The organism is Pseudomonas sp. Sample_24 (assembly GCF_004307605.1).
GTDB lineage: Bacteria > Pseudomonadota > Gammaproteobacteria > Pseudomonadales > Pseudomonadaceae > Aquipseudomonas.
On sequence record NZ_RCNW01000320.1, the window covers coordinates 1 to 10,487 of the forward strand.

Here is a 10,487-nt window from a genome sequence, read left to right on the forward strand (position 1 = left end):
CCCCGTGGCTTCTGCGCCGGTGTGGACCGGGCGATCGAAATCGTCAACCGCGCCCTGGAAGTCTTCGGGCCGCCGATCTATGTGCGCCATGAAGTGGTCCACAACAAATTTGTCGTCGAAGACCTGCGCAACCGTGGCGCGATCTTTGTCGAGGAACTGGATCAGGTGCCGGACGACGTGATCGTGATCTTCAGTGCCCACGGTGTTTCCCAGGCAGTGCGCACCGAAGCTGCCGGCCGTGGCCTGAAAGTATTCGATGCCACGTGCCCGCTGGTGACCAAGGTGCACATCGAGGTCGCGCGTTACAGCCGCGACGGTCGCGAATGCATCCTCATCGGCCACGCCGGGCACCCGGAAGTCGAAGGCACCATGGGCCAGTACGATGCCAGCAATGGTGGCGCGATCTACCTCGTCGAAGACGAAAAGGATGTCGCCGCGCTGCAAGTGCATAACCCCGAGAAACTGGCGTTCGTGACCCAGACAACCTTGTCCATGGACGATACCAGTCGCGTCATCGATGCCCTGCGTACGCGTTTCCCGGCCATCGGTGGGCCACGCAAGGACGACATCTGCTACGCCACGCAAAACCGTCAGGATGCGGTCAAGCAACTGGCCGACGAATGCGATGTGGTGTTGGTTGTCGGCAGCCCCAACAGCTCGAACTCCAATCGCCTGCGTGAGCTGGCCGAACGCATGTCGACCCCGGCCTATCTGATTGATGGCGCTGAAGACCTGCAAAAGAGCTGGTTCGACGGTGTCGAACGTATCGGCATTACGGCTGGCGCCTCTGCACCGGAAGTGCTGGTGCGCGGCGTGATCCAGCAGTTGCAGGCCTGGGGCGCTACCGGTGCCGATGAGCTGGCCGGTCGTGAGGAGAACATCACGTTCTCCATGCCTAAAGAACTGCGCGTCCGCTCCCTGCTTTAAGCGTTTTTCCTTCTGCGCACAACGCCTGCTCAGCCTTCGCGCTGCGCAGGCTGACGCGTCCGCTCGGCGCCAGTACCACCTGATACTGACTGACCGCTTCGCGCGCAGCGCAAACATGTAATGTCCCCGCCTGAAATTCTCCCCGGGCGAACTGTGGTTCGCCCAGATGGCTGAAACGCACGAACTGGCTGACAGGTCGGTTACCGACGATCGGCATCGGCGTGGCGCTTTGACGCTCGACCAGCAGCGGATTGCCGGGGTCTTTGTGCCCCTTGCCACTGATATCCAGAATGATTCGCCAACCCTGGCCCCAGTCACCGTTGATGGAATGAATCATCACGCTCTGATGGCGGGCGATCGCCTCGGTTCTGGCGGTGCGGATGTCACTGTACAGCGACTGCGCAGCCTGCTCGCGAAGGTTCGATTCGGTAACTGCCGCGAATGCCGGACTGACCAAATGTAGAACAATCCCGACAATCGTCAGTCCCATAAGCAGTTCAATCAGGCTGAAACCGTGCTGGCGCATGATATCTCCCTCCCTGGAGTGGCGTGATCTGTGCGCTCCCTGCGCGACTGATGGCAAATCTACCGCGCTGGGGCGGTGGAATGTTCTAGCGTGTAATTGCAGGTATAGCCGACGGCAACGGAGGGCACCGATGCAACATCATTCAAAAGGTTTCACGCTGGTCGAGTTGTTGATCGCGCTGGGGATCTTTCTGGTGCTGATCACTTTGGCCGTCCCGGCGTTTACCCGCTCGGCCCAAACGACAAAGGCCGACACTGAAATCGGCGACCTGCAACGCAGTCTGAATTTCGCTCGCCTCGAGGCCATCGACCGAGGCGTGACGACGCGGCTGCGGCCCAAGGCAGGCGACGGCGTCTGGACCGGAGAGTTAGCGGTCTATGACGGTACTGGCACTGCGGCCAATGTATTGCGGGTTGTTCCAGCGATGAGCAGCGGAGCGACTCTGACACTAACCTCAGGGGTGACCCCCATTGATTTCAACAATCTGGGCGGGCTGGCGTCATCGTCCACGGCGGTGGTGATCAGTTATGTGCTGGGGTCGCAAAGCAGGACGCTGAATGTGTGTTTGAACGGACGAATTCTATTGGGTGGAAATTGCGGATGAGGCCATGGAGCAAGCATGCACAGGACGGCATGACATTGATCGAAGTTCTGGTTGCGTTGTTGATATTGAGCGTCGGGCTGTTGGGGGCGGCAGCTTTTCAATTGAATGCGCTGAAATACACCGACAGTGCGCGGATGACCAGCCAGGCCAGTTTCATCGCCTACGACATGATGGACCGTATCCGCGCCAACTCCGCTGCCGATTACACCGTGACACCTCCGACTTCCGGCAACCTCAACGTAGCCCGGGACCAGGACCTCTACGACTTCACTCGTAATATCGTCAACTTCGGCGGTCCCACCGCTACGGGCAGCATCGCACTCAATCAGCGGGTTTATACCATCACCATCACTTGGGATGACTCCAGGGCCGCCAATAGCGCCAATGCACGTCGCAGTTTCGTCCTCACCAGTCGTGCCACCGTTGACCCGGTATCGACGCCATGAACCGCCGGCAAAGAGGCTTCGGCCTGATCGAATTGCTGGTCGCCCTGGCCTTGAGTCTGGTGGTGGTCCTGGGCGTGGTGCAGATTTTCATCGCGTCGAAAAACACCTACGTCAGCCAGAACGCCGCCGCTGCGATGCAGGAAGACGCGCGTTTCGTGCTGAGCAAGATGATTCAGGAAATCCGCATGGTGGGCATGTTCGGTTGTCTGGGGACGATCACGGACGCCAGTACGCCGGGTGATTTCAACGCGGCGCAAATCACACCGATCAGTTGGGATAACACCAACCTCAAACTGACTTTGGTAACGGCGGATGTCGGAGGCAGCGGCGGGACGCCGACCTGGACGGTGATATCCGACTGTCGAAACACTGCAACGGCATACAGCGACCTGCGCGCGCCGGCTTCGGGGCAGCTGGCATTCCCGATTCGACGGTTGATCTACAGCTTGAAGAACGGCCAGTTGACCATGGGTGTAGGCCGAGGCACGCCGGCCCAGCAGGTCCTGGTGGACAACGTCAGCGCCTTCAATGTGAGCTTTGGCCTTGCCAGCTCTGCTGCCGACTCGTCGGCTTCCAGTTACAGCAGCAACCCGTCCGACCCGGCACGCATCCGCAGCGTGCGATTGAGTTTGACCCTCACCGATCCGAACAACCGGGTCAGTAACCAAACCTTCAACGTGGTTGCCGCGTTGCGCAACCGACTGCCATGAGCGGGGGACAAATGATGGCGTTTCACGCCCAGCGCGGCATGGCATTGCTGGTCAGCCTGGTTTTCTTGCTATTGCTGACGCTAATCGGCATTTCATCGATGCAGAACGCCACCTTGCAAGAAAAAATGGCCGGCAGCGTAAGCCTGCGCAATCAGTCATTCCAGACCGCCGAAGCGGCGTTGCGCGTGGGTGAAAGCGCAGTGCAACTCGAGAGCTTCACACTGGCAGTGTGCAGCGGCACCAGCCAATGTGCGCCGCCGGCCGAGTCATCGACCATCAAGGCTGCCGGTTTCAATTCAACCTCAGGGGTGACCTGGATCGCTTCGGGCAATGGCTTTTACGGGGTGCAAAACATCGGCACCACCCTGACGGCGGTGAACGTGCCGAGCAACACCTCGGCAACCTTGTACCGGGTAACTGCCGTGGGCATCGCGGGCAACTCGCGAAGTGTGGTGGAGAGCATTTATGCGAAGTACTGAATGGCGCACGCGGTATTGGCAGTTAATTTGCGGTGCTGTTTTGGGCCTGTATCTGGCGGCACCGACCTACGCCTTCACGCCTTCGGACTCACCTTTGTTAAGCGCCGCAGCGGTCGCGCCAAACGTGATGTTGATGATCGACGATTCAGGGAGCATGAATAACATCATCTGGGCGCCGGGATTCGATCCCACGGTCAATCGCGCGCAGATCGCGATCTGCGGTTCCAACTCGTCATGCCTCAGTGGCCAGAACCTGGACATGAGCGACACCAATATTTCCCTGTCGAGCCTGAACCGGGGCGGTTGCCCGAACAACGGCAATTGGTACGGTTTCTATCGAGGCTTTCTCGGGCTGACGCCGATTTGCCTGAGATTGCCCGACCCGGTCGGCAATGAAAACACCCGGTATACCGCAAACTATCTGGCGTATCTGTTGGGGCTGGCCAACGGTTCGAGCCGGGATTTTACCTCGGGCGCCAATGCAATTCCCGATGAGTATCGGATCAGCGTCGCTCAGGATGTCTCGAAGAATCTGGTCACCAGCAATCGCTCATTGCGTATCGGACTTGCGACGTTCAATTCCCCCATCAGTAATAACCCGGGCAACGGTGGCTACATTGCCCGGGCTGTCAGCGATCTGTCGGTGGATGCCAACTACAACGCGCTGATTTCCTCGATCAATGGCTTGAGTGCCGTGGCCAACACACCGTTGGCGGAAGCCTATTACGAAGTGACGCGATACATGCGCGGCATGGCGCCGTACTACAACTCCACGCCGGCGACCTATACCAGCCCGATCCAGTATCGCTGCCAGAAGAACTACGGGGTGGTCATTACCGACGGTTTGCCCACCTACGACCGGACGTTTCCCACCAACGATCCGCTGGGTGGCACTCGTCTGCCGAACTGGGACGGCAACAGCGCCAACGACGGTGACAACCTCAGCGGTGACGGCGAGGGCGACACCCTCTATCTGGACGACATCGCCAAATTCGCCTTCGACATCGACATGCGCTCCACCGGAACCGATCTGGCCGGCAAAAGCTGGAACGCGACAGATTTCCCCAAGCAAAACATGAACACCTACACCGTGGGTTTCACCGCGGCGAACCAGATGCTGTCGGATGCTGCCAACTACGGTCAGGGCAAGTACTATCAGGCTACCGACAGCACCGGACTGAATGCCGCGCTGTCCTCCGCGCTGAGCGAAATCACTTCCAAGGCGGGGTCCGGTGGCAGTGGCGTGACCAGTGGGACGATTCTCGGCAGCGGTAGCAGCTTCTTTCAAACCAGCTATGACCCCAAGGATTGGCGCGGCACCATCAAGTCCTACGGCTTCACCGCCAGTGGCACGGTCAACACCAGTGCGGTGCAGTGGACCACCGACACGGCCATCGTGCCTGGCGCCACGGCGCCGACCTATCAGTCCTGGAACAGTCAAACCAACACCGTCGTGACGTTGGCCTATGCCAACTTCTCCACAGCCCAACAAACCACCCTCAATCAAGGCCTGCCCAGCGGTATCACCGGCAGCGATCTGGTGGAGTGGAGCAAGGGCACCAACAAGACCGGGTTGAAAGTACGCAGTGTGTTGCTGGGGGATATCATCAACTCGCCGCTGGTCCTGGCGTCACCAACGGACAAAACCGCCTCCGACCTTTCCGGCGACAGCACCTACAGCGCTTATCTGGCCACCAAAGCGGCCAACATGAATGCCAGCCTGGTGGTCAACGCCAACGACGGTTTCGTTAACGTCATCAACTCCACCAGCGGCGCACGACGCTACGCCTACATGCCGTCGAGTGTGTTGCCGTCGCTGCGCTACATCGCCGATACCGGCTACATCAACGGCGTCAGCCACAAGTTCCTGGTGGACGGGCAGGTGGGCGTGTTCGATGCCCAACTCAACAGCGCCTGGAAAACCCTGGCGCTCGGTGGCACCGGGGCGGGAGGGCGGACCTTCTACGCCTTGCAACTCTTCGATGCCTCGGCGGGCAATGCGACCAGAGCGTTGTGGGAAATCAGCGCGCCGACCAGCGCAAACACCGCAAACGCTTTCAATGATCTGGGTTATGCCTACGCCCGTCCGGAAGTGGCACGCTTGGCCGACGGTCGTTGGGCTGCGTTCATTTCCAACGGCTACGGCAGCAACTCCGGGGTCGCAGCCCTGTACGTAGTGGATGTCCGCGACGGCTCGCTGATCAAGAAAATCGTCGTCGACGGCAGCGAGACCAGCAACGGTTTGTCCTCGGTGAAGCTCAGGGTCAACTCGCAGAACGTGGTGCAGGCCGCTTATGGCGGGGATTTGAAGGGGCGGCTGTGGAAGTTTGACTTGAGCGGTACTTCTATCGACACCTGGGGCGTGGCGTTTTCCGGCAAGCCGTTGTTCACCACGGCGGGTGGTACGACCCAGCCCATCACCGCGCAACCCTTGCTGGCGGATAACTCGCTGGGTGGCAAAGTGGTATTTTTCGGCAGCGGAAAATTCAACGAAACGGCGGACAAGACCAACAAGGATTTGCAGGCGTTCTACGCGGTGTGGGATGCGGACGGTGGTTCCGGGCAGATCACCACCTCGAGCTTGCAGGCTCAGGCGGTGACGGGTGTGTTCTCGGGTAGCTCAGGTCAGTTCATCACCACCAGCCAGAACGAGGTGACTTATCCAGCGGAAAAGGGCTGGTACCTGCCATTGGTGTACAACAACGTGTTGACCGGTGAACGGGTGATCAATCAGGCCAATCTGATACTGGGTCGGATCGTCTTTACCACGGCCAGTGTCGACACCACTGACCCGTGCGCGAGCTTCGGCACCGGCAAACTGGTCGAACTCGATGCGTTCAGCGGTAAGATGCTCAACTATGCGGTGCTCGACACCAATAGCGACGGCGTGGTCGACAGCAACGATACCGTGTCCGCGGGTGTGATTTTCACCGGTGGCAATCCGAGCTTGAACGACATCGTCAACGGCGGGACACGCAAATATGTGACCGATACCAGTGGTACCACTACGACTGTGGTGGAAAAATCCGGCGGTGGCAGCCGTCGCATCATGTGGCGACAAATACAGTAAGTGAGAGTTGAGGCATGCACAGATCCAACCGCGGTTTTACCCTGATCGAAATCATGATCGTGATTGCGATCATCGGGATTGTCATGACCATCGCTGCACCCAGTTTCACCGAGTACCTGAAGAAGGGCCGTCGTGCCGAAGTGGCCGGCCTGCTTTCCGAGCAGGCGCAGATTCTCGAGCGTTTCTATACACAAAAGAATGTGTATACCGGCGTTGCCGGCCTGAGCCCTGGCAATGATTACTACACCATCACGTCGACCCTGACCGACCAGACTTTCCTGCTGACGGCGGTGCGCAAGGCCGGTACAGCCATGGCGACCGACAAGTGCGGTGATTTCACTATCACCAATACAGGCGTGCGCGGCATGGTCAACGCCACGGCCGGCCTGACCACCAAGGACTGCTGGGGTCGCTGAGGTTTTTCGGGCGCCTTTTGCGTCCACTGTCTATTTATCGGTTGGATCAGAATATGAACAGGCAACAGCAAGTGGTGATTGTCGGTGGCGGGGTAATCGGCCTGCTGACGGCATTCAATCTCGCGTCCGAAGTGCAGAGCGTTGTGCTGCTGGACCGTTCGAATGTCGGTCAGGAGTCGTCCTGGGCGGGTGGCGGCATTGTTTCGCCGCTCTATCCATGGCGTTACAACCCGGCAGTTACCGCGCTGGCTCATTGGTCCCAGGACTTTTATCCACAGCTGGGTGAGCGCTTGTTTGCTGCCACCGGGGTCGATCCAGAGGTGCATACCACCGGTCTGTATTGGCTCGATCTGGACGACGAGGCCGAGGCGCTGGCCTGGGCAGTGCGCGAGAACCGTCCGTTGCGGGCTGTGGATATCTCGGCGGCGCACGATGCGGTGCCGGTGCTGGGCGGTGGTTTTTCCCGGGCCATCTACATGGCTGATGTAGCCAATGTACGCAATCCGCGTTTGGTGAAATCGCTCAAGGCAGCACTGCAGGCACTGCCGAACGTGACGATTCATGAGCAGTGCGAGGTCAGTGGTTTTATTCGCGAAGGCGAAAAAGTCGTCGGTGTGCAGACTTCTGGTGGTGCGATTCATGGCGATCAAGTGGTCTTGACCGCGGGTGCCTGGAGCGGTGATTTGCTCAAGGGCCTGGGCCTGGAGTTGCCGGTCGAGCCGGTGAAAGGACAGATGATTCTCTACAAGTGCGCGGCGGATTTTCTGCCGAGCATGGTGCTGGCCAAGGGGCGTTACGCGATTCCCCGACGCGACGGGCACATTCTGATCGGCAGTACGCTGGAGTATGAAGGCTACGACAAGACGCCAACCGAATCGGCGCTGGAGAGCCTCAAGGCCTCGGCGATTGAGCTGATCCCGGCGTTGGCGGATGCCGAAGTGGTCGGGCATTGGGCCGGTTTGCGCCCGGGTTCGCCGCAAGGTATTCCCTACATTGGCCGGGTGCCCGGGTTTGAAGGCTTGTGGCTCAACTGCGGGCATTTCCGCAATGGGCTGGTGCTGGCGCCGGCGTCGTGCCAGTTGTTTGCCGATGTGATGTTGGATCGCGATCCGATTATTGACCCGGCGCCGTATGCTCCGTCCGGGCGGATTTGACCGTCAGGAATTTGTTGCTTGTCAGATTGCCATCGCGGGCTTGCCCGCGATGGGGGCCCTCAATCCAACCCTAATTTTTTCAGCCTGTAACGCATCGACCTGAATGAAAGATTCAACCGCTGAGCCGCCGCCGTGCGGTTCCAGCGGGTTTCTTCCAGCGCCTGAAGAATCAGCTGGCGCTCGACGTTTTCCAGATACATTTCCAGATTGTCGATTTGCGTCAGATCCGGCACCCCGCCCTCAGGCGTGCAGTTACCCTCGGCCAATCGCAGGTCGCCGGCCTCGATCTGTTTGTTTTCGCAGAGGGTGTGCGCCCGTTCGAGCATGTTTTCCAGTTCCCGCACATTACCGGGGAAACGGTAATTTTTCAGTGCCTCAAGTGCTTGCGGGTGCAGTTTTGCCGGCGCTTGACCCGTATCGGCTGCCAACCGTTTGAGCACGTGGCTGGCCAATGGCTCGATGTCGTCACGGCGTTCGCGCAGGGGCGGCACTCGTAGCTCGATCACGTTCAAACGGTAGTAGAGGTCCTGGCGAAAGCGTTCCGCGGCGACTTCGCCACCAAGGTCTTTATGCGTGGCGCAAAGAATGCGCACATCGACCACCTCTTCCTGCTGGCCGCCGACGCTGCGTACGGCTTTTTCCTGGATCGCCCGCAGCAGTTTGACCTGCATCGGCAGCGGCAGGTCAGCCACCTCGTCGAGGAACAGCGTGCCGCCATGCGCAGCCTGGAACAGGCCGGGCTTGTCTTCGATGGCGCCGCTGAAGCTGCCTTTGCGATGCCCGAAAAACTCGCTTTCCATCAGTTCCGACGGGATCGCTCCGCAATTGACCGGGATAAAGGGTTGGTTGGCACGTGGGCCACGGTCATGGATCAGCCGCGCCACCAACTCCTTGCCGCTACCGGATTCGCCGCTGATGTACACCGGAGCCTGGCTGCGCGCCAATTTGTCGATCTGCTTGCGCAAGTTGCGCATGGGCAACGAATCGCCCAACAACCGTCGGTCGATGGCGACGCCAGGAGAGGGCAGGAGCAGGGCGCTGTTAACCAGTTCCCGCAAGCGGTTGAGATCCACCGGTTTGGTCAGAAAGTCGAAAGCGCCGGCCTTGAGCGCGTTGATTGCCGTATCAACGTTGCCATACGCCGTGATCATGGCCACCGGGATCTGTGGATAACGTTGCTGGATGTGCTGCACCAGCTCCAGGCCGGTGCCATCGGGCAGGCGCATGTCGGTCAGGCACAGATCGAATGTTTCGCGATTGAGCAGGGCCAGGGCCTCGCTCGCGTTACGCGCACTGTAGGTATCGAGTTTCATCCGTCCCAGGGTGATTTCCAGGAGTTCGCGGATGTCCGGTTCGTCGTCGACGATCAGGACTTTTTGCCGTGGGCTCATATTCAACTTTGTTTCCGTCCGTGAGCAAAGGTGATGCGAAAGCAGCCGCCGCCTTGGCGTGGTTTGAAGTCTAGGCGTGCCTGGTTGCTTTCGCACAACTCACGGGACAGATACAGCCCAAGGCCGGTGCCCTGGTGGCTGGTGGTGAAAAACGGTTCGAACAGTTGCGCCTGATGGTCCGGCGTCACACCGGCCCCGTCATCGAGCACTTCGAGGATCGGCAACTGGCTGTCGGGATCAATGAACAATTCAAGCCAGACTTGCGCCAGGTCGTGGTTTTGCGCGCTGTGGCGCCAGGCGTTGCGTATCAGGTTGTCGATGATCTGGTGCAATTGGTCCGGGTCCATTAACGTCTTGAAGTCGCCGGGGCCGATGTTCAGGTGTATCTGTTGACGCTCGGTCGCGGCCTCGCGAATTTCAGTGACGAACTGTTGCAACCACGGCTTCAGGTCGAGGCGCTGCGCCACGGTTTGTTGGCGGCGGGACATTTGCAGGACGTTTTCGATTACCCGATTCATTCGTTGAGAGTGGTCTTGAATAATCTGCGTCAGACGTTGATCGGCGCTGTTCAGTTCCTCTGATTCTCGCAATAGCTGTGCGGCGTGACTGATGGCGCCCAGCGGATTGCGTATTTCATGGGCGATACCGGCGGTCAGGCGGCCAAGGGCGGCGAGTTTCATTTGTTGGGCTTGTTGGGCGATTTGCGCGATATCTTCGAGAAAAACCAGGGTCTGGTGTTGTGGGCTCGGGTCCAGAGCAATGAA

The 10,487-nt window shown here is 59.3% G+C and carries 11 protein-coding genes; 8 read left to right on the top strand and 3 right to left on the bottom strand.

What is annotated here, in order from left to right:
- The coding region (gene ispH, locus D8V06_RS17090; RefSeq protein WP_130931370.1) for a 4-hydroxy-3-methylbut-2-enyl diphosphate reductase at positions 1-927 on the top strand (927 nt) is incomplete at its 5' end.
- Here the strand turns inward: ispH and D8V06_RS17095 are convergent.
- The gene (locus D8V06_RS17095; RefSeq protein ID WP_130931371.1) at positions 896-1,453 is read right to left on the bottom strand and encodes a GspH/FimT family pseudopilin; all 558 of its coding nucleotides are present in this window, start codon (positions 1,451-1,453) and stop codon (positions 896-898) included. The two genes, ispH and D8V06_RS17095, sit on opposite strands and share 32 nt — an antisense overlap.
- Before the next feature lie 130 nt (positions 1,454-1,583).
- Between D8V06_RS17095 and D8V06_RS17100 the strand changes: the two genes are divergently transcribed.
- Genes D8V06_RS17100 through thiO form a run of 7 tightly spaced genes read left to right on the top strand, consistent with a single transcriptional unit; the run spans position 1,584 to position 8,332 of the window.
- Entirely contained in the window at positions 1,584-2,057 is a 474-nt protein-coding gene (locus tag D8V06_RS17100) for a GspH/FimT family pseudopilin (protein ID WP_130905862.1), read from the top strand.
- Positions 2,054-2,503, top strand: coding sequence for a type IV pilus modification protein PilV (gene pilV, locus D8V06_RS17105; protein ID WP_130931372.1), 450 nt, complete (start codon positions 2,054-2,056; stop codon positions 2,501-2,503). Before D8V06_RS17100 ends, pilV begins: the two co-directional genes overlap by 4 nt.
- A complete protein-coding gene (locus D8V06_RS17110; protein WP_130931373.1) occupies positions 2,500-3,213 on the top strand; it encodes a prepilin-type N-terminal cleavage/methylation domain-containing protein in 714 nt (237 codons plus the stop codon). Before pilV ends, D8V06_RS17110 begins: the two co-directional genes overlap by 4 nt.
- An 11-nt stretch (positions 3,214-3,224) precedes the next feature.
- Positions 3,225-3,692 (top strand): PilX N-terminal domain-containing pilus assembly protein, encoded by a 468-nt coding sequence (locus D8V06_RS17115; RefSeq protein ID WP_130907843.1) that lies wholly within the window; start codon positions 3,225-3,227, stop codon positions 3,690-3,692.
- On the top strand, positions 3,679-6,762 hold the full coding sequence (locus D8V06_RS17120; protein ID WP_130931374.1) for a PilC/PilY family type IV pilus protein: 3,084 nt from the start codon (positions 3,679-3,681) through the stop codon (positions 6,760-6,762). The genes D8V06_RS17115 and D8V06_RS17120 overlap by 14 nt, the downstream gene beginning before the upstream one ends.
- A 14-nt stretch (positions 6,763-6,776) precedes the next feature.
- On the top strand, positions 6,777-7,178 hold the full coding sequence (locus D8V06_RS17125; protein WP_056855655.1) for a type IV pilin protein: 402 nt from the start codon (positions 6,777-6,779) through the stop codon (positions 7,176-7,178).
- A gap of 53 nt (positions 7,179-7,231) precedes the next feature.
- Positions 7,232-8,332, top strand: a complete 1,101-nt coding sequence (thiO, locus tag D8V06_RS17130; protein ID WP_130931375.1) for a glycine oxidase ThiO — start codon at positions 7,232-7,234, stop codon at positions 8,330-8,332.
- A gap of 59 nt (positions 8,333-8,391) precedes the next feature.
- Here thiO and D8V06_RS17135 read toward each other — a convergent pair whose 3' ends face one another.
- Together D8V06_RS17135 and D8V06_RS17140 are read right to left on the bottom strand one after the other, a co-directional pair.
- Positions 8,392-9,723 (bottom strand): sigma-54 dependent transcriptional regulator, encoded by a 1,332-nt coding sequence (locus tag D8V06_RS17135; protein ID WP_130905868.1) that lies wholly within the window; start codon positions 9,721-9,723, stop codon positions 8,392-8,394.
- Positions 9,724-9,725: 2 nt separating this feature from the next.
- The coding region (locus tag D8V06_RS17140) for a HAMP domain-containing sensor histidine kinase (RefSeq protein ID WP_130931376.1) at positions 9,726-10,487 on the bottom strand (762 nt) is incomplete at its 5' end.

What these genes read in the sequence shown, in the direction of transcription:
- D8V06_RS17095 (WP_130931371.1), bottom strand. Translation starts at nt 1,453, where the DNA reads ATGCGCCAGCACGGTTTCAGCCTGATTGAACTGCTTATGGGACTGACG.
- D8V06_RS17100 (WP_130905862.1), top strand. Translation starts at nt 1,584, where the DNA reads ATGCAACATCATTCAAAAGGTTTCACGCTGGTCGAGTTGTTGATCGCG.
- pilV (WP_130931372.1), top strand. Translation starts at nt 2,054, where the DNA reads ATGAGGCCATGGAGCAAGCATGCACAGGACGGCATGACATTGATCGAA.
- D8V06_RS17110 (WP_130931373.1), top strand. Translation starts at nt 2,500, where the DNA reads ATGAACCGCCGGCAAAGAGGCTTCGGCCTGATCGAATTGCTGGTCGCC.
- D8V06_RS17115 (WP_130907843.1), top strand. Translation starts at nt 3,225, where the DNA reads ATGATGGCGTTTCACGCCCAGCGCGGCATGGCATTGCTGGTCAGCCTG.
- D8V06_RS17120 (WP_130931374.1), top strand. Translation starts at nt 3,679, where the DNA reads ATGCGAAGTACTGAATGGCGCACGCGGTATTGGCAGTTAATTTGCGGT.
- D8V06_RS17125 (WP_056855655.1), top strand. Translation starts at nt 6,777, where the DNA reads ATGCACAGATCCAACCGCGGTTTTACCCTGATCGAAATCATGATCGTG.
- thiO (WP_130931375.1), top strand. Translation starts at nt 7,232, where the DNA reads ATGAACAGGCAACAGCAAGTGGTGATTGTCGGTGGCGGGGTAATCGGC.
- D8V06_RS17135 (WP_130905868.1), bottom strand. Translation starts at nt 9,723, where the DNA reads ATGAGCCCACGGCAAAAAGTCCTGATCGTCGACGACGAACCGGACATC.